General features: G+C 60.2%; 15 protein-coding genes and 1 pseudogene. 6 read left to right on the plus strand and 10 right to left on the minus strand.

What is annotated here, in order from left to right; all coding sequences use genetic code 11:
• Nucleotides 1-343 (plus strand): zinc ribbon domain-containing protein (locus tag Q0106_RS05505; protein ID WP_297609994.1); only part of this gene is annotated, 343 nt, incomplete at its 5' end.
• A 149-nt stretch (nt 344-492) separates the two neighbouring features.
• Here Q0106_RS05505 and Q0106_RS05510 read toward each other — a convergent pair.
• Complete coding sequence (locus Q0106_RS05510) at nt 493-666, minus strand: hypothetical protein (protein WP_297609997.1); 174 nt, start codon at nt 664-666, stop codon at nt 493-495.
• 72 nt (nt 667-738) lie between these two features.
• Here Q0106_RS05510 and Q0106_RS05515 point away from each other — a divergent pair.
• Nucleotides 739-1,209, plus strand: a pseudogene (locus Q0106_RS05515) (aryl-sulfate sulfotransferase); the annotation flags it as partial.
• Between the two features lie 114 nt (nt 1,210-1,323).
• Here Q0106_RS05515 and Q0106_RS05520 read toward each other — a convergent pair.
• The 7 genes from Q0106_RS05520 to Q0106_RS05550 form a co-directional block, all read right to left on the minus strand.
• Nucleotides 1,324-2,061 (minus strand): HAD-IB family hydrolase, encoded by a 738-nt coding sequence (locus tag Q0106_RS05520; protein WP_297609999.1) that lies wholly within the window; start codon nt 2,059-2,061, stop codon nt 1,324-1,326.
• A 248-nt stretch (nt 2,062-2,309) separates the two neighbouring features.
• Complete coding sequence (locus tag Q0106_RS05525) at nt 2,310-3,434, minus strand: 5-methyltetrahydropteroyltriglutamate--homocysteine S-methyltransferase (protein WP_297610002.1); 1,125 nt, start codon at nt 3,432-3,434, stop codon at nt 2,310-2,312.
• Between the two features lie 165 nt (nt 3,435-3,599).
• Nucleotides 3,600-4,232, minus strand: coding sequence for a hypothetical protein (locus tag Q0106_RS05530; RefSeq protein WP_297610004.1), 633 nt, complete (start codon nt 4,230-4,232; stop codon nt 3,600-3,602).
• Nucleotides 4,229-6,352 carry a conjugative transfer system coupling protein TraD gene (gene traD / locus Q0106_RS05535; protein WP_297610007.1) on the minus strand — a complete coding sequence of 708 codons (2,124 nt, stop codon included), beginning with the start codon at nt 6,350-6,352 and terminating at the stop codon, nt 4,229-4,231. Before traD ends, Q0106_RS05530 begins: the two co-directional genes overlap by 4 nt.
• A 20-nt stretch (nt 6,353-6,372) precedes the next feature.
• Nucleotides 6,373-8,058, minus strand: coding sequence for a hypothetical protein (locus Q0106_RS05540; RefSeq protein WP_297610011.1), 1,686 nt, complete (start codon nt 8,056-8,058; stop codon nt 6,373-6,375).
• A 241-nt stretch (nt 8,059-8,299) separates the two neighbouring features.
• Complete coding sequence (locus Q0106_RS05545) at nt 8,300-10,372, minus strand: hypothetical protein (protein WP_297610014.1); 2,073 nt, start codon at nt 10,370-10,372, stop codon at nt 8,300-8,302.
• A complete protein-coding gene (locus Q0106_RS05550; RefSeq protein ID WP_297610017.1) occupies nt 10,365-11,417 on the minus strand; it encodes an AAA family ATPase in 1,053 nt (350 codons plus the stop codon). Before Q0106_RS05550 ends, Q0106_RS05545 begins: the two co-directional genes overlap by 8 nt.
• 287 nt (nt 11,418-11,704) lie before the next feature.
• On the opposite strand from Q0106_RS05550, the gene Q0106_RS05555 reads away from it, so the two are divergent.
• Together Q0106_RS05555 and Q0106_RS05560 are read left to right on the plus strand one after the other, a co-directional pair.
• The gene (locus Q0106_RS05555; RefSeq protein WP_297610020.1) at nt 11,705-13,321 is read left to right on the plus strand and encodes an ABC transporter substrate-binding protein; all 1,617 of its coding nucleotides are present in this window, start codon (nt 11,705-11,707) and stop codon (nt 13,319-13,321) included.
• Between the two features lie 267 nt (nt 13,322-13,588).
• Nucleotides 13,589-14,194, plus strand: coding sequence for a hypothetical protein (locus tag Q0106_RS05560; RefSeq protein WP_297610021.1), 606 nt, complete (start codon nt 13,589-13,591; stop codon nt 14,192-14,194).
• 99 nt (nt 14,195-14,293) lie between these two features.
• Here Q0106_RS05560 and Q0106_RS05565 read toward each other — a convergent pair whose 3' ends face one another.
• On the minus strand, nt 14,294-15,922 hold the full coding sequence (locus tag Q0106_RS05565) for an amidohydrolase (protein ID WP_297610024.1): 1,629 nt from the start codon (nt 15,920-15,922) through the stop codon (nt 14,294-14,296).
• Nucleotides 15,923-16,383: 461 nt separating this feature from the next.
• Entirely contained in the window at nt 16,384-16,860 is a 477-nt protein-coding gene (gene nikR / locus Q0106_RS05570; protein ID WP_297610027.1) for a nickel-responsive transcriptional regulator NikR, read from the minus strand.
• A gap of 372 nt (nt 16,861-17,232) precedes the next feature.
• Here nikR and Q0106_RS05575 point away from each other — a divergent pair, with 372 nt between their 5' ends.
• Nucleotides 17,233-18,003: a basic amino acid ABC transporter substrate-binding protein gene (locus Q0106_RS05575; protein ID WP_297610030.1), complete on the plus strand. Its 771-nt coding sequence runs from the start codon at nt 17,233-17,235 to the stop codon at nt 18,001-18,003.
• A gap of 186 nt (nt 18,004-18,189) precedes the next feature.
• Nucleotides 18,190-18,963 carry a basic amino acid ABC transporter substrate-binding protein gene (locus Q0106_RS05580; protein WP_297610032.1) on the plus strand — a complete coding sequence of 258 codons (774 nt, stop codon included), beginning with the start codon at nt 18,190-18,192 and terminating at the stop codon, nt 18,961-18,963.
• Nucleotides 18,964-19,105: the final 142 nt, after the last annotated feature.

Below are 19,105 nucleotides of genomic sequence, written 5' to 3' on the forward strand. Positions count from 1 at the left end.
GGCGGCCGAGCGTCAGGTGAAGCTTGTGAAGGTCACGGCCGGGTACTCCTCGCAAACATGCTGCAGGTGTCTCTTCGCCTGTCGCGAGAACCGGAAGGGCGACAAGTTCAAGTGCATGCACTGTGGCGCTGACTACCAATCGGACCATGTGGGAGCGCTTAATCTGCTTTTCCGCGTGGGAAGAGGAACCTGGCCGAGGAAGATGACGAAGGAGAAGGCCTGGGAGCTTTCCCGACGGGAGTATGAGGAGTGCTGCCGTCTGAGAGGCGTGGAGCCGCTTGAAGACCCTCATAAATCCAGAAAGAAAGTGAAGGAGACCGCCGCAGCGAAGCGAGGCGCCTGACTCTAAGTTTTTAAGCAGAACCCGAAAACTAAAATGAATGAAGAAACAATACTGAAGACCGGGAAACCGCCGGATATGCAGTAAGAAACCGTCAATCCCGGCGGTCATGCGATCCGAAGCAGGCATGAAGAACTGAGAGTGCGTCAGGATCAGAGCAGCGCACGTAATGATCGCTTCTTCAGCTCGCCAGGAAGCACGCCGGGAAATAAATGCGCTTTTAGAGCGGCAGCCCGAGCCATTTCAGACATTGTTCCCTCAGCGGGGCAGAGGAAGAAATTGAGCAAGAGCTGCTGACCGTTGCGGCGCTGACAGCCATGATCCATTCGCTCATTCCTAGGATCAGAGAGCTGAACAAAGGAACCACCCCGGTAAAATTGGTGGATTCCAGCTAACGGGACTTCGACTACACCTGGACGCAGCACACGGCCTTCCGCATCGACGAGAAGTCCGACAAGCACATCATCTACATCACGGCGTTCGACAACGGCGACGCGCGCGGCATGGATCAGCCGCCGCTCGCTGAAATGAAGTATTCGCGCGCCGTCATCTACAGGATCGACCAAGACAAGAAGACCATCGAGCAGGTCTGGGAGTACGGCAAGGGCCGCGGCTTCAAGTGGTACAGCCCCGTCACCTCGCTCACGAAGTACTTTGCCGACAAGGACTCGATCATGGTTTATTCGGCAACGGCGGGCATGGGCCGTCGTCCCTCCGAGCTGAAGCCCGGCGAAAAGGCGGGCCAGGCATCGCCCTTCATTGAGGAATTCAAGTGGGGCGAAAAGGATCCGTCAGTCGAAATCCAGATCATCGACTCCATGGGCTATCAGGCCATGCCGATCAGTCTTGACAAGGCCTTCGCTCAGTAATCCAAGCGCCTTTCTGAGAGAAAACCGGACGATTCCGCTCGCGGACGTCCGGTTTTAACTTTTGGGGAGCAGAGCGCTGCCAGCAGGGTCTGCTGCTTCAAAACACTTTTATATTCACCCCTGCCCGAGCTCAATCTTGGTTCTGAGCGGGAGCTCCCAGCGGAGAATCTTCCACGAGCGCCGGCGGGCTTCAGAAAGAAGCACCGGGTCGGGATTGACGCAGCAGGTAAAGCCCGCAGCTTCGGCGAGCGGCAGGTCGTTTCTGCTGTCGGTAAAGAAAAGCACGTCGGAAATGTCGATCCCCCGGGCGCTGAGGATGGTTTTGAGCCTAACCACCTTCCCTTCCTGGAAGGACGGCGTGCCGAGGATTTCCCCTGTATAGAAGCCCTTTTCCTCCACGAGGTTGACGCCGATGGCTTCATCAATGCCGAAAACCGTCCTCGCAATCGGCGCAACGATGAAGGTAGTCGTCGCCGAGAGAACGAGCATCGGGATCTTCGCCTGAAGGGCGTTCTTCACCCACTTCTTCGCATCCGGGTATGCAAGGGGAGCGATTCTCTTCTTCGCAAACTCCAGAGCGAGTTTGCCGAGCATCTCAACGGGAATATTCCTGAATGCGCCCGAGTGCTTGCGCATGAAGGCATGCATGTCGAGACGCCCCTGATCGTACTCGCGGATCATCTCGCGGTCGATCTGTCTCCAGATCGGATCCTTCACGAGACCCTTCTCGTAAAGCCATTCCGTCCAGAGAATCGTGCTGTCGCCAGCAATCAGCGTTTTGTCGAGATCAAAAACCACCAGCTTCGGAGGAAGCTTTGAAGCGGGAAGAAGAAGCGGAAATTGAGCTGCCATTGCCTTCAAGCGGCCCTAAGGAATGTGAAGAATTAAGGGGTCTCTTTAAAACGGGTTCCATCTGCGGATCCCGTTTTCGTCAGCCGCATACTTTAGCGCGCAGTGATGACAATTTCATAACGATTCGCCGGTCCGATACGGGCCGTGATGCGCAACGCGGCAGCCCATGATAGAAATGAGACGCAGAACCCGGGAGGCGCTGCGTCTCATCACTCAAGATTGGCGTTTAAAGACAGCCTTTCGTCCGGTTACTTGTCGCCCCAGACTTCGTCGGCGATTTCACGAACGAGCCTCACCTTGGCCCATTCCTCATCCTCGGTCATGATGTTGCCTTCCTCGGTCGAGGAGAAGCCGCACTGGGGCGAGAGGCAGAGCTGTTCGAGGGGAACGTACTTCGAAGCCTCCTCGATGCGGGCCTTCACCTCTTCCTTCTTTTCGAGCTCAGGGAACTTCGACGTGATGAGCCCGAGCACGACGGTCTGATCCTTGATGAAGCGCAGGGGCTCGAAGCCGCCCGCACGATCGGTGTCGTATTCGAGGAAGAAGCCGTCGACCTTCGCGTGGGCAAAGAGAATTTCAGCCACCGGTTCGTAGCCGCCCGACGAGAACCAGGTCGAGCGGAAGTTGCCGCGGCAGATGTGCATCGTCACCGTCATGTCGGCGGGCTTCTTTTCGAGAATGCGGTTCAGAACCTCAACATAGCGGCGGGCCGTCCAGTCGACGTCGATGCCGCGTGCGGCATAAGCCGCGCGCTTTTCGAGCGAGCAGAATTCGCCCCAGCTCGTGTCGTCGAACTGCAGGTACCGGCAGCCGCGTTCGTAGTGCGCGAGCATCGCGTCGACCCACGTGTCGGCGAGGTCTTCAAAGAGCTTCTCCGGGTGGGCTTCATAGAAGGCCGTGGGCTTGTAGTTCGCTTCGCGCACAGCGCAGATCAGATGCAGCATCGAGGGCGACGGGATCGTGTACTTGATCGGATAGTCGCCCGCGATCGCCTTCAGGCGGTCATAGGCCTCGAGGAACGGATGATTCTTCGGGAAGTGAATGCGGTCCTCGATGACGATCGTTTCAGCCTTCGGCTGATGACCTTCGAAATGAACCGACCAGTGCTCGGCCTTCACATGGCGGATGCCGCCTAGAGCCGCGAGGAAGTCGAGGTGCCAGAAAGCGCGGCGGAATTCGCCGTCCGTCACGGCGCGAAGGCCGTTCTTCTTTTCCTTTTCGACGAGGTCGGCAATGCATTCGTCCTCGAGCTTCGTGAGATCCTCACGGGAAAGCTTGCCCGAATGGAAGGCCTCGCGGGCTTCAAGAAGGCGCTTGGGACGAAGGAAGCTGCCGACGACGTCGGCACGGTACGGGGGATTCACGCGGGCCATGGAAAGTTCTCTCTAATAAAGCGAGGGCGCGGCGATCCTCCCGCCCCCTGAAGTAAACATATGGATAGAGATTATTGCCGCTTCGGGACTCTCCCGAGTACCTCTCAATGAAAAAATCGCGCAGCTCTAAGGTAATACTTCAAGCATCCGTCTGACGAACGCATCTTAAAAGCGGTGCCAGGAGCGGATCAGGGTTCTGAGCGAACCCCCGAGAATCACCGGAAAGAGCGCCCAGAGCCCGAACGGAAGATCTGCGGGGTACGCGAGAAGGAGCACGGTTGCGAAGCCGCCAAAGGTCATCAGGAGGCCGATGCTCCCGAAAACGCTCGGTCGCATCGCGCCGAAGACGTGCGTTCTAACCTGAAGCGCGTGCCAGCCGTCGACGGCAAGCGCTGCCATGGGGAGAGCGCCGAAGAGAAGAACAGTCATGAGAACTGCAAGGCGCTTCAGGAAAAGAAGGCCGATCAGCCGCATGTTCTCAACCCACGGGGCGGAGAGGATTCCGGAGAGAGCACGACCGAACGCCGCTTCCTCAGGAAGCGCCGGTCGAAGCATCCCGGGCTGGCGTTCGCTCGAGTGCGCGAAGCGCCCCGGGAGAACGACTTCACCGAAAGCCTCGGAAAGCGCGCCTTCAAAATACTGAGCCGTCCTGAGAGAAGCCCCCGGAAGAAGCACCTGCCGTTCGATCGATTCTCTATAGAGAATGCCGCGGAGCGCTTCCGTCGACACGTAGGCCGCGCCGAAGGCGACTTCAAAGAGAAGGACAGCGGTGAATAGCGAAGTAAGAGTCCTGATCATCGGCGTTCTCCCGTGTTCTTAAAGAGCCTTCTCCCGGGAGCTTCTGGGAGCAGAATCGGCACGCGCCCCTTCCAGAGCTTCCCGCCCGAGAGAGACGCAAAGAATTCAAGATTGGGGAGCATCCCGAGAGCGTCCGTCGGAACCACGCTTTCCCGACGCCCGGAGAGTCCGCGCGAGACGCTCGCCCGGAATCGAGGGATCGGGCTCGAATCAGCCGTGGACGCAAAGGAGGCAGACGTTTCCCAGACAGTCGTGCGCCCGAAAGCTTCGGCCACGAATTTCTGCGTTTCCTGATCCTTGGTTCTGAGGGCAATCAGGTTGTTGAGGTTCCCGAGCGCCATTCGCGCCGCCGCCCTGCTCCCCAGCCGCGCCTCAAGGTCGGCGATCGTCTGCATGGCGCACGTCGTCTGAATTCCGGCTTCCATGCCTTTGTTGAGGATCTCGATGAGCGGACGGTTGATCACGTTTGCGGTCTCATCCACAAAGAGGCTGATCCTCGCCGCTTCATCCCCCGAACGATCAAGGTTGTAGCGCCGGCCCGCCGATGCGGCCATGTCGGAGAGAATCAACGCGCCGAGCGACCCCGCGACCTGCGGGTCAGGGAGCGCGTCGAGCCCCAGATAAAGCACGCCCCCGGCATCGAGAACGCGGTCGACCGTCACGATCGGGCGGTCGTCCTCAATATCGTCGGGGTCCGGAGAGAGGCTCTTTCCCAGCGGCCCCGACGTGAGCATGGAAAGCGCGGGAACGAGCGACGCCGTGATCTTGGCGTAGTGCTCCCTCGAGTGGCGGAATACCGAAAAGAGGCCGGCCACTTCCGGTTCCTTTTGATTCTCAGGCACGGCCCGCTCCCAGAGCGCCGCCCGGGCGAGAAGCGACAGGCCAGCGCGGGACCCGGGCGGAGCCGAAAGCGTCCCCGCTTCAATTTCCATGATCGCGCTCACGCGGTCCCGCCAATAGGGAACGTGTTTTTGAAGGGAAATGTCGAGGCACCTTGCAAAGAGGGGCTCAATCCCCTCGGCGAGAATCCGCCTGAATTTCCCGAGGGAGGGCTTTTCCCCGGCATAAAGGAGCCCCATCGTCATCACGTGTACGGCTTCCCACGCAAAGGACGTGAAGACCCCGTCCGATTCAGGCGGAAGGATCGCCGTCACGCGGGACGCGATCTCCGTCGCGCGCGTCCAGCTCCCGAGGGGATCCAGACGAACGCCCCGTGCAGGGAAGGCCGGATGAAATTCATAAGGAGGCTCCCGCCCGGCAGCGGCGCAGGCGGCATGGATCGCGCCTCTCAGGCGCTTGCTCGATTTGGGGTCGATCACGATCACCGCATCCCCGCGCAGAATCGCCTGAGCAATGAGAGACGTGAGCATGACGCCCTTCCCTGCCTGGGTGGTTCCGACGAGAAGCGTGCCGCCCCCGAGGCTTCGGATCGGCCGCTCGATCGGCGCTTCCCCGGGGCCCACGCCGTGAAGAACGGGGCTCCCGATTTCCTTTTCGGACAACCCCCGGTCTTTCGTCACAAGGGGTCGGATGGAGGGCGGCACCGTCATTACGTCGCGAGGGACGCGCGAAAGTTCCTCGAGCTTCTGCGCCTCAACCGGCGTCCAGGGGAAGCCCATACCGAACCAGACGTTTTCCACGCGGGATTCCGCATGAGAGAGAAAAAGCGCGCGCTCTTCCCTCATTCCGGCTGAAGCCTCCTCCTGCCCAGTCCTCACGAAGCTTCCGGACCGCAGGAGATGAGGAAACCGCGCACCTCCCCTGGCGGCTTCCGGGAGGGTTCTCTCCGTCATCTCCCGCATGTGGAAGACGAGATCCTCCATCGTCATGAAAAGCGGCTCAAACCCCGACAACGGCGCACGACGCTTCCAGACGTCAAGCGCCTCCTTCCATCGCCAGGCGGCAAGGACGAGCGCACCGGTTCCCCAGAGAATCCCCCAGGAGGCAGGAAGACTCCCGGCGAGGGTCGCAGCCGACGCAAAGGCAGCCGCCCCCAGATTCCAGACCGCAGGACGGACTTCCCAGGCGGGCCGGTAGAGCGCGAGCGCATTCCCCGTGACGCCGCTCGTCTCCCGCGCGCGGTCCTGAAATCCCTTCCCCGGGAAGCTTTTCATCTTCATCTGCACGTTTCCTTCATTCGTTAAGGTTCCTCAATCGTTTCTTCATCCGCGAGCTCCCAGGCCGCGTCCGGCCAGTCCGCTTCCGTCACCGTCCCGTCGCTCCAAAGAGAGCACGGTGCGGCAATGCTTGTTTTGAGAAGGATCCCGACTTCGCTTTTTCCCGCATTGGGACCGATCCCCCGCATGCGGCGGAGCGCCCCGCCGTGGAGCGCGCTTTTCCTTTCAACGGCAAGCCCGAGGTTGGAAAGGATGTCTGCCGCCGCCTCGAGGTCGCCGGGCGCGAAAAAGGACTCTCCGAGAAAGAGCCCGGCTTCGGCTCCCCGCGCTTCGCTTCTCCTCAATCTTGAGAGGTGCTTTTCGGCGTTTTCAAGCGCTTCGCGGATCTGAAGCGGCACGTGGTCAGGAATCGCAATCGACCAGAAGAAGACTGGGCTCTTCCGGCCTTCCGCGCCGACGAAGGCGCTTCCCCGGCCGTCGCCCGTCTGCGGTTCGCGCGGGAAAAGCCGCCAGTCAAGACGCGAGAGCTTCGGGGACTCTCCTGCGCTTCCATCTCCCCGGCGAGCAAAGAGCGCGGCAAGAAGCGCCGGCGTCTCTCGAAGCCCCATCACCAGCGCGTCCTCCTGAGGGAGCGCCGCCTCCCGCGGGCCTCCTTTCCAATCAGGCTCAACCATTCCCGCAGCGATGAGGCCTTTAATTAACCCTTCGATCAGCCCCTGTCGGTTCTCTTCCTGGGGCATTCTGAAGCGGCCGCAGAGGATGGCTTCAAGAGCCGCCGCGCCTTTGGGCCACTCGAGGAAGATGCCGTCAGCTGCAATCCAGAGACGAGGCGGGAGATCAGTCTTTGCCTTTTCTTCAACGATGTCCGCGCCGTCGTTTTCCCGCGTGAGAACAAGAAAACGTTCCTCGCGGACTGCGAGAAGAAGCGCGCGGGAAATGAGTTCCGCACTTCCCCGGGAGAGGAAGGCGTCTGAAGCATCCGGCAACTGGCCTCGCGGCATAAGCGCCGGAATCGAAGCCTTCCGGCATTCCTCGGACAAAGCCTTCATCAGGATGCGCTCAAAGCGCACCGCTTCCTCGTCGGCTCCCGGAGAGCCGCCCGCGGCTTGGCGCAGTGCCGGTTCAAGGCCGCCCTCCCGGGCTTCCCGGAGAAGCGCGGCGATATTGCGGTCGATAAGCCTTCGAAGCAGAAATTCGCGAAGTCCCGCGCGCTCTTTCTCGACTCGCCTTGAAGCCAGCATGGCGGGAAGCGCTTCGGCGACGAGCTTCCGTCCTTTTGCCGCACAAGCAATCTGAAACTCAAGAAGGAGCTCCCCCGACGGGTCGAATGCCGGGGACGTGTCTGAAGTTCTCCCGTTATCGAGAGGTCGGAATTCAAACCGGAGAATGTCGTCCGCCGCGGAGAGGAGTCCAAGGAGCATTCCTCCCGCGAGCCGCCCGAGCCGGAGCCTTTCGCGCGCCTTCGGGTCGAGGCCCTCGGGAAGGGCTTCCTCGAGCATAAATTCCATCATGCGCCTCGCGCGCCGGATGCCCGCTTCAAAGGCGTCCTCCGGGATGCCGGCAGAAAAAGCGCTCCAGACCTGAAGCGCCGGAAGAAGCCCCGCGGCAAAGACGCTGCTTCCGATAGCGAGTTCCATGCGAAGAAGGTCGTTGCGCACCCGGTGATGCGCCTGCAACGGCGTTTCCATCTCAAGGATCTCGAGAGTCATGTTCTTCCTGAAGTGCATTGGGCGCTTTTCCTCCCCGAAGTCCCTGTTGGTCCCTGTTGGTCGATGTGTTCTATAGCGTTGCCGCATCCTTTGCGGCCCGCACAAAAACGAAGGGGCCTCTTCCCTCTCCCTTCAGGGCGGCCCATTGAGTTCATCAATGGGAAACCCTGAAGGAGAAAGGAAGCAGACCCCGTTCGCTAAAGAAGTTGCAAGAGAAATACGCTTTCGGGAAGATCCCCGCTCAGAAGGCGTCCCGGGTTTTGAGTCCCAGAAGGAGCGCGTGAATCGCCTCCGGGATTTCGTCGATCGATCGGACGAACCTCGTTTCGCTTCCGATCGTGTTCCGCGGACCGATTTCGGCTTCCGGCAGATCCGGATCGCAGAGCACGAGCGTCGCGAGCTCAATTCCCGCCATCGCGAGCGCCTCAACTTCTCCCCGGTATTCGCCGGCATCAAAGACGCCGTCGGTGAGGAGAAAAAGAAGCTTCGCGGGTTCTGAGCGGGAAGCGAGCGTCTGAAGCGCCCAGAGAAGGCTCTGACCCACCGGAGTGGGTCCCTTTGAAGGCAGGACCCGGAGGATTTCGCGCGTTTCGACGGAAGAAGACTTCCAGTCGGATGCGAGAAACGGGCCCGTGCCGCGCTCGTTCGGGAAGACGGCCGTTCGGGCCGCAGTCCCGGGCAGGCGCTTCATTCCTCCTTCGAGCCTCGCGGCAGCAGCGCGAAGCACTGCGCCGCCCCGCTCTCCGAGAGACCCTGAGAGGTCGAGGAGAATTTCGCAGGCGATTTTTCTCGCCTTTCTTTTCCCCTCCCGCACGAAGATGCGGTCGTCGCCGCCCGCCGCACGGTCGAGCTCCCGGTCGTCGATCTCAAACCCCGTCCGGGCTCCTCCCTCATCGGCAGGAATCCGGCGCTTGAAGAGGTCCGCGAGACGCATCGCGAAGGACGAGGTTTCGTCCCAGGCTGCGTCGAAGGCCTTCCGGGCGGCCCGGATTTCCGAGAGCTTTGAGAGCCTCGGAAGAAGCCCGCCCGAAGCATTGCCGCTCCCTTCAGGCACATTGTCGTGCCGGCGAAGGGTTTCAACGAACGATGCCTCAATCGCCTCAATATCGGGCATGGCGCTCTCCGGAAGGCTGATCACCTTCTGAAGACGCGCCATGGCGTTCCCCGATTCAAGGGCCGGAGTGCTTCCGCGCCAGTTTCTCTCGTCGGCGAGACGAAGAACTGCCGGGAACACTCCCCCCGAGGGTGAAGACCGGACGGGTGCGGTCTGAGAAGTCAGGGACCCGTCATCAAAAAGGGAGAGCGCGATGCCCTCCCCGTTCTGAATGTTCCTTGACTTCTCTCTCTGCCGGCCCCGATTGGCCGAAGCCCTCTTTTTCCGTTCTCTCTCCGCCTCTCTTTCGACGCGCTCTTCTACGAGCGCCGCGTCCGAGAGAAATTCCTCGAACTCGATCGCAAGAGCGGCGGCATCGAAGGTGCTTTCCAGAGGAAAGCGCCTCAGGGCAAGCCCTAGGGCATCCCTGAGGAATGCCTCTCCGAAGCGGCGTCCCGCCTCACGCCTCACGGCTTCGAGAATCCCCTCGGGAAGCCTCATTTGAAGCTCCTCATTAAGAAGCTCGGCATGAAGCCACGCGAGGAAGACGTCGGCAGCAGGCCGCATCGGGTCGTCCGACAGAAAGACTGATTCCCCTGTCCTGCAGAGGAGCGCGAGGAGCGCTTCCCGCCAGAACCGGTATCCGCGGCATTCGGACTCCCCGATGGCATCAATCCGCACGTCCTCAAAGAGGTTCGTGAGAGCGAATGCCCGAGGAGAGAGTCCTTCAGCCGCCCGGAAGTTCGTATGAAGCACGTGCGTGCGTTCATGGATCCCGTGTCCGAAAACGTACACGGGCGCAGCCGGGTGCGAGAGATCAACGCTTCCGAGCCAGATCGTTTGGCCGTCCGTGCGCGGAGTGCCTGAAAACCGGATCCTGATCCCGTCCCGGCGGCAGAGCGCCGGGAGCGCGAGAAGCGCTTCAAGGCGCGAAGACTTTCGCGCTTCCTCAGGCGTGAGGCCCATCGCTTCCGCACGGTGGTTGAGCAGCGGCTCAGCCGCTCCCCAGAGGCGGTTGCGGTCCCTCAGCCGCCGGTAATCGTTCGCGAGCGCTCTGATGCGCCGGTCGATTTCATTGGCTTTTCTCCGCTCAAGCCCCGTATGAATCCCCGCCCGAATCGCAAGAAGCTCGCCGATCCCGGCATAGAGCTTTGCTTCTTCGGGCGTGGAGGGTTCTCCGATGGTTTCAAGAAGCGGAAGGGTTCCGGCATCATTACGCATGATTCGCCTCCCTGCGGAGGTTCCGAAGCTCGGCAAGTCGGGTGCCGAGAACGGTCTTCATGTACGTAATGAGCGCGTTTCTCACGGGCCGGTCGAGCGCATGACCCGCCGCACGGTCAAGAGACCATTCGACGGGATCATGGAGCTCCGGCACTCTTCCTCCAATGTAGGAGAGCATCAGAGTTCCCGTGCGCCTCAGAACCCGGTGCGAAAGCGCAATCGTTTTCGACCGGAGTCCCAGGGCGTCCGCGCCTGAGGATGCCCGCGTTTCCGCGCCCGCCCGGGCGAGGATGCGGGCGACTTCCACTGCGGACTCGGCCCCGGCCTCATGAACGAGCTCGGGCGGGAATTCCTCCATGAGGACTTCCGCCTCCTCGTCTTCCGCGAGCCCTTCGAAGCGAATGTGCCAGAGCCGGTCGATGACCGACCGGTCCTGCATTTCGCGCCCGAAGTAGCCGGCGTCGGCTTCGCTCGAATGCCCGCGCGTATTGTCCGTGAAGACGATGCGCGCATCGGGGTGGCGTTCGATCCTTTCCCCCGTCTGATCGTTCTCAAGAGGAAGTCCCTCGAGAAGGTCATTGGCGGAAACCCAGGTTTCAGCGGGAGCCGCTGAAAACTCATTGACGAGAAGAAGCCATCCGTGCTTCCAGGCAAGCGCTGCCGGACCGTCGATCCAGCGCATGCCGCCTTCGGGTGCAAGCACCCAGCGGCCGACGAGCTCCCTGCGGTCCATCCGGGGACGGGCGGTATAGGAAACGACCGGTACCGAAAGGCGCGCAGCAAACTCGAGCACTGCGCTCGTCTTTCCCGAACCCGCAGGTCCGGTAATGAGGAGCGGCTCGGCTTCCCCCATATTCCACCAGGTGATGAAATCGAGGTAGAGCGGTGCCGTAAAGCGATAAGCGGGATTTTCCCGCGGGATGCGGCTTACCGCATCCCTTGAGAGCGTATTTCTCAGATAGCCCCTCCCGGCAGGAAGATGCGCCAGATGGCTGCCGAATTGGCCGGCGGGGAGAAATCGGGATTCGTGAGCGGGATTCATCATGATGAAGGTTCCTTTCTAAAGAAGGAGCCGTCCATGAGGGAGACGCACGTCCCCCGATGAATCCTGGGCAGCAAAGCCGGATTCTCCTGAGGGCGAACGCCCTCAGGGGCTCGAATTGTGAATGTGCAGATGTTTGACCGGAGTCCTGGCGCTGCAGATCGTCAGGCTGAATGCCTACGCATAATGCCAAAAAATGGTTTTTTGTGCAAAGGCAGCAAGCCGCACTGTGCGCAGTCGGTAGAATGGCCGCAAACAACAAGACTCCATTCCCGACCCGACACGCTCTCATGCATTTCCCTGTCTCGAGAAAGAAGACGCTCCTCGCTAAAGCGCTACTTTTGAATGCGCTTCTTCTGACGTCGCTTTCTGCTCACGCGCTGAAGCTCTTCGACTTTCAAAAGGAGGACGCTGCCGCGCTTCCGCCCGGCGTCTCCTCAAAAGTCGTCACGGCAGCGGTTGGGGCGGGCTTTACGACGCTTGACCCCTACAACGCGACGGACAAGCTTTCGCGCCAGGTCATGAAGGCCTTCTATGAGGGCTTCTTCCGGCTCAACGACAAAATGGAAATTGAGCCCGCGCTCGCGCTCGATGCAGTCCCGAGCAAGAACGGTCTTACCTGGGTCATTAAGCTCCGAGAGGGCGTGAGGTTCTCAAACGGCGAAATCTTCGACGCGCATGCGGCGAAAGCCAACATCGACCACCTCATTCACGATCCCACGCGCCTGGGCCGCTCGGCCATGTTCGGCGAAATCGTGCGCGCGGATGCGACGGATCTCTATGAACTCACGATTCACCTCAAGAAGCCCCTGGCTCCCATGAAGCGCCGCATGGCGGGCGGCATCCTCTCGATGGTCTGCCCTTCGGCCCTCATGAACCCCGGCTGGAATCTCGCGCTGAAGCCCTGCGGCACGGGTCCCTATCAGCTCAAAAGCTACAACCCGGCGGAACTCCTCGAGGTTGAGCGGCGAAAGGACTACTGGGATGCCGGGTGGCCGAAGCTTTCCGGGATCCGCTTCGTGCCGGTTCCTGAAAACCACACGCGCGCGGCCATGCTGAGAACGGGCGAAGCCGACTTCATCTTCCCCATGCCCTATGAGTCGGCAGACGAAATCAACCGCCAGAAGAACCTCTTCATCTCGAGAAAGCCCTCGACCGTCATGCGCTTCATCGCGATGAACACGATGAAGAAGCCCTTGAGCGACCTGCGCGTGCGCGAGGCCCTCAACTATGCCGTCAGCCGTGATGCGATCGTGAAGGCTGCCTATCGCGGGTACGCGAGGCCTGCGGGCGGCGTGATCCCCCCATCCATTCCCAATGCGCTTCTGATCGGCTCCTGGCCCTATGATCCGGAGAAGGCAAAAGCGCTTCTGAAGGAAGCCGGCTACCCCGACGGCTTCGACGTGAATCTCTGGTGCGCCTACAACGACTCGGCCTCCGTCAAGGCCGTGCAGGTCATCCAGCAGCAGCTTGCCCTCGTCGGCGTGCGCGCCAGAATCACCGTTCTGGAGGCGGGCGAGCGCGTCGCGCGCATTCACAACGTGAAGCGCCCGGAAGATTCCACGCTCGAGCTCTACTACTCGGGCTGGGCCGCCTCTTCCGACGCCGACTGGTCGCTCCGGCCTCTCTACTACGGCCCGAGCATGCCCCCGGTCCTCTTCAACACCGCCTACTACAGGAATCCTCAGGTCGACAAACTGATCGACGAGGCGCTCTCCGTGAGCGATGAGGTCGAATCGCGAAAGATCTATGCCGACATTCAGGAGCGGATCCGCCGGGATGCGCCCTACGTCTGGCTGATTCTTGAGGACACCGCTTCAGCCTGGCGCGGGGAACTCTCGGGCTTCACGGCAACCTCTGACGGCGGGCTGGATTTTCTTCGCGCTCAATGGCTTGAATCGAAATAAGCGCCCTTTTATTTTTGAATAACATTTTCAAATATCCCATTAATCTGGAATGATTATCAGGTCATCCCGACGGATTATTCAGCATAACAATCCGGCTGATTAAATAAGGTTTATTCAAAGACCGGGCCAAAGCGATACTATTTGTTCTATTTGGTTTTTAAACAATTCGTAAAGGCAGATCCTTGCTAAACTTTGATTTAGGGAGAGTGAATTGATTCACCTTCCCTAAACCCAGAAGCAAAACCTCCCTGTGGAGATTCCTCAGTCATGCCTGCGAATAAAACGAACCCAAAAGCTCGTCCCGGGAGAGGCGGCTACCGCATGGGAGCAGGAAGAAAGCCCGGCTGGGGCGAAGGGCTAACGAAAACGATTCAGGTCTGCGTGACGCCCGCCCAGGCTGAGGCCTTCAGGACTGCCGGCGGTCCGAAGTGGCTCCGAGCCGAACTTGAACTGAGAAAACTGAGCGATCGGCGCGAAAGCTTCATTGATGCCGCTCGAGGGGCGGGAATTGAACTCGGCGGCCTCGCGCTCCAATCCTTCCCCGTGCGCTCCGGCCCTCCCGCTCCCGCCTTTGAGGACTGCGCAAAATCGGGAACGCTGCGGCTGAGCGACCTCATTGAAAAGAATGCCGGCCACACGCTCTTTCTCTTCGCGCCCGACGAGGCGCTCAGCGACTCGGGCATTGATGCGGGCGACCTTCTTGTCGTCAATGCTCAGCCCGATCTGGTCGAGGGACTTGATCACCTCGAAGAGCGCCTCATGCTGATTGAGACCGAAGCGGGAGACGCCATTGCGAGACGGTCGCGTTCCTCTCTCGCAGAGGACGAGCGCATCCTCGGACTTCTGCAGTACATCGTGAAGCCCGCGAAATAATGCTTTCGGGCGTCTGCATGCCTGAAGGTCAGAGCCTCTTTCAGCAGCAAACGCCCGAATCCATATATCCCGCCGGGAGTTGAGGAGCGGGTCCCGGCATCACCCGAGAAGGCGCTTTCCGTCCTTCCAAACGCCCGTGACGCGCAGGTCCCTCAGCTTGGAGGGCGCAATCATGAAGGGATTCGCCGAGAGCGTGATGAAATTGGCGCGGGCTCCCGGCTCAATTGCCCCGACGATGCCGCGCTCAGGCATCACGAGCGCCGCACGGCTCGTGTAGAGCGAAAGCGCCGTGCCGATCGACACCGCCTCGGCCGGATTGAAGTAGCCGCCGTCGGAGTCGCGCCGGGTCACGGCCGCCTCAAGGCTCACGAAGATGTCGTCCGTATCGCTCCACGTCGTGCAGGGCGCATCGGACGAGAGCGCCATCGCCTCAACCTTGTCGGAAAGCGTCTTCACGGCGTAGCAGACGTTGAAATCCTTTTGCGTCAGCGCTGCGTGATAGCTTCTCCACTCGGCAAAGGGGAAGATGATCTGAGTCGTGAGCGCGGGACGGATGGGGAGCGCCAGCATTTTTTCAAGCTGGTCGGGCCGCATCATGCTCACGTGCTCGAGCCTCACCGAAGGCACATCCGTAAGCCACGGGGACTCGGTTGAAAGCCAGTCGAGCACCGCATCAATCGAACGGTCGCCCATGATGTGAATCGAGCACTGCACGGCATTTCTTCTCGCGAAGGCCATCGCGGCTCTGAAGACCGGTTCCGTGAGGGTCATCATCCCCGAGGGGAATTCGGGTTCGGGAGCGCCCTCGGGGAGCACATAGGGGTTGCGCACGGCTGCCGTGCGGCCGGAAATGGAGCCGTCCGCAAAGAGCTTCACGCCCGCGTAGCGGATCGCGCCCGTCTTTTCGTCCCCGGAAAAGTCTTCCATGCCGTCGGGATTCTCTCCTCCTGTCCAGACGGCATATAGATTCATTTCGACGGGAAGCCCCCGGCGCTCCGCTGCGCGGTAGAGCTCAAGCGGCTCCGTCTGACCGGGCGCTCTTCTGTGGGCCATCATGTCGGCCGTCACGAGAATGCCGTGGCTGAGGTAATGGTCGCCGAGCTTAAGAATGGACTCGACATCCTTCTCGAAGGTTTTGAGCGGCCGGGCCTTCGCTTCCACGTAGTTGACGGCTCCGAGCTCAATCAGGCGTCCGTCGGGATTCCCTTCGGCATCGCGTCCGAAAGCGCCGCCCTCGGGATCAGGCGTATTGCGGTCGATCCCGGCGAGCTCGAGCGCCTTCGTGTTGACGACGGCCGAATGGTAGTCCGAGCGCCGGATCCAGACGGGCTGCGTCGTGCTTACACGATCGAGGTCGGTCCGGGTGGGAGAGCGCTTCTCCGCGAGGAGGCTCTCGTCGTATCCCCAGCCGTCGATCCAGCCTTCGCCCGAAAGCGCATTGGGAGATTTTTTAAGGGCCGCGACGAGGTCATCGATCGAGCGCACATCGGGCGGCGTGCAGGGAACGGCGGAAAGCGTCATCGCAAGCCCTTCCGGGTGCGCATGCACGTCGAGAAATGCCGGCATCACGAATGCGCCCCGCATGTCGACCGTACGGATTTCGTCGCCGTCGGCAATCGGCTTATCCGCATCAATGAAAAGGCCGTCCTCGACCGTAAAGTCCGTGAGGAACGGGCGGCCGGTGCGGCCGCAGAAGGCGCAGACGTTGGCGTAATGAATGCGTGGCATGGATGAAGTCTCTCCTCTTTTTTCCGGGTTCCTGCGCCCGAAGCGTCCTTCGGGCACGGAAATCGCCGCGTAATTGTAGGTTTCGTGCGGCTCGTGCGCATCGGCAGAATATCCGAGAAATTCCAGAGCACAAGGGAAAGTCCGCGCGGCAGCGGAGAAGTGCTCCGGAAAGCTTCTTCACTTCATCCTTTCCGGCAGAAGATGCCTTGTTTGAAGCTTCAAACAAGGACGAGCCCGAAGCGGCAAATTTCCGCTAGGGAAAACACCCCATCCCTTATGTCTCATGAGCTCAGGGCCTGAAGAAGAATCGGGCGGATTTGACGTTACGCAAGAAAAAATATTCCTTGTAAACGTTAGCCGCTCCATTTTTAGGCAGAATGAATCCCGGCGCAGAAAGGGACGGAAGTTCGTCTTGAACGGACTAATCGGGGCCGTTCTTTTCTGCGCCGTTTTTGTCTCTGCTATCCGTGAGAATGGACCGTTCCGTCGGCATGCCGATGAACGTGCCCATGCTCATGACGGGCATGTTCCGGGTTCTCGGCCGGAATGATGTTGACGTGGCCGTGCCGGACGCCCGGTTCGGCAACGAGCGCATCGGCAAAGCCCCTGACGGCTTCAACGGGGCCCCTCAGGAACACCGTCTCGAGACAATCGTCGCCGTTCACATGCGCATGCATCTGGGAGATCACGAGATCCCCGTGCTCGTGCTGAAGTTCAGTAAGCCGCATCGCGAGCTGCCGCTCATGATGGTCGTAGATGTAGCTCGCAACGCCCACGCAGAGCGTTCCCGGCGCTGGGTCTTCGAGTTCCTTCCTTGAAGCGAGACTGCGCAAAATGTCGCGCATCGCTTCGGAGCGGTTGCGGTAGCCCCGTTCCTCTGCATAGCGGACGAAAAAGTCCGCGAGATCGTCATCAATCGAAAGCGTAATGCGCTGCATGGCTCATCTCCTTCATGCACCAAGCATAGCGGAAGCCGTTCGTCTGAGGAGCCTCCCTGCAGAACTTGAAAACGCCGCTCCGGCGGGAAGAGCGGTGATGCGCGAGGCGTGCCTCAGATGGCTCGAAACTTGTCGACAATTCGGACGCTTTTCTCAAAAGTTTTCCGTCAACTAAGCCGCGGGCCCTAGTTCAGTCGGGAAGCGCTCAAAAGAATGCGCATTTCTCTTTTCAGTCGAGTCCGCTCAAGCCCCGCAGAGCGCGGTTTGAACCCTATATTGATCGAACCGCGCCGCAGGTTTGCGAAACCCCGGCCGGGCAATCCAGGTTTCCCGGGCCTCAAGCCCTTCTGCTTTTTTGTTGGAGCAGTCCCAATGAAATTCTCTACCTTCACCCGCACCGCTCTTGCCGGCGTCGCCGCGCTCATGATCTGCGGATCCGCAGCTGCCGACACCTGGCGCGTCGCCACTGAAGGCACCTTCCCGCCCTTTGAGTTCTACAACTCTCAGACCGGTGAAGTCCAGGGTTTTGAGGTTGACCTCGTGAAGGCCATGGCTCAGAAGATGGGCAAGGACCTCAAGCTCGAAACGCTCGGCTTCGACGCGATCATTCCGGGCATTCTTTCGGGCACGCTCGATACGGGTGCGGCGGGCTTCTCGATCACTCCGGAACGCGGCAAGCGCGTCCTCTTCTCGATCCCCTTCTATAAGTCGGGCCTTACGATCGTGGTCCCGAAGGGGTCGACCGGCATTGCGGACTTCAAGGACCTTGAAGGAAAGCGCATCTCCGTTCAGCTCGGCACGACCTCGATGAGCTATGCCAAGCAGATCAAGGGAGCCAAGGTCTCGACCTTCAATTCCGCGGGCGACGCCATCCTCAACATGCTCGCGGGGAACGCTGATGCCGTCATCAACGACAAGCCCGTGACGGACTACATCCTTGCCCAGAACAAGAACCTCGCCGCTCAGACGACGCATCTGAAGCCCATTGCCACGGCAGATCTCTTCGCCATGGTCATGGCCAAAGACAACACAAAGCTCAAGGGCGAAATCGACAAGGCGCTCAAGGACCTCAAGGCCGACGGCACCTTCAATAAGCTCCACGAGAAGTGGTTCGGCGTTCCGGCTGATCCGGAACTGCCCTGATTCAGCTTTACCCAGGCTTGAATGCATGCGCCCGTTGGGAATTCCCATTGGGCGCATTTCTTTATGCCTCTCTGCTCTGTCTCAGCGAAAAAGTGCCGGTCCGGCTCTTGAGTTCCAGCCTTCTCCTCTAAACTCATACCTGCCGCATCACTCTTCTTTCATTCAACTGCCTCCGGGATATCCGCCATGAAAATCAAGAACTTTGTGCTCTGCGCCGCAGCTTTTGCAACCGCCCTGTCGATTGCGGGTTCGATCTCCGCAGCAACCCTTAATGTCGCCACCTCCGCGACCTTTCCGCCCTTTGAATTCCAGGATTCGAAAACGGGTGCCGTTCAGGGCTTTGAAATCGATCTCGTCAGGGCCATGGGTGAAAAAATGGGCCGCGACGTCAAAATCGAAAACCTCGGCTTCGACGCCATCATCCCGGGCATCCTTGCGGGCACCATCGATATGGGCGCTGCGGGCTTCTCGATAACGCCGGAACGCGGCAAGCGCGTCCTCTTCTCGCTCCCCTTCTATAAGTCGGGCCTCACCATCCTGGTTCCGAAAGCGAACAAAGCCGGCATCGCCGACTTCAAGGACCTGGAAGGCAAGCGCATTTCCGTACAGATCGGCACTACCTCGCAGACTTTTGCGAAGAAGATTCCCGGGGCGAAGGTGACGACATTTGCGAGCGCGGGCGAAGCCGTTCTCAACATGATTGCCGGCAATGCCGATGCCGTCATCAACGACAAGCCCGTCACGGACTACATGCTCGTGCAGTCGAAATCGATCGCAGAGCAAACGACGCATCTGAAGCCCATCGCCACTGCGGACCTCTTTGCGATGGTATTCGCGAAGAAGAATTCCGAACTCAAGGCGGAAGCCGACAAGGCCCTGAAGGCGCTGAAGGCCGACGGAACCTTCAACAAGCTCCATGAGAAGTGGTTCGGCGTTCCTGCTGATCCTGAGTTCCCGTAACTCTGACAACCACAAACTCCCCGCTATGGCCCTGACCTGGCGGGGAGTTTTCTCTTTCGATCCCGGTCTTTCTCTATCGGCGCTTCCCAGCGTCAATGGCTGCGGAGATGCTTCAGCCGGCGTCATTGAGCTGACCAAATTA

It is taken from the genome of uncultured Sutterella sp. (assembly GCF_937923675.1).
In the GTDB taxonomy this organism is placed as follows: Bacteria; Pseudomonadota; Gammaproteobacteria; order Burkholderiales; family Burkholderiaceae_F; genus Sutterella.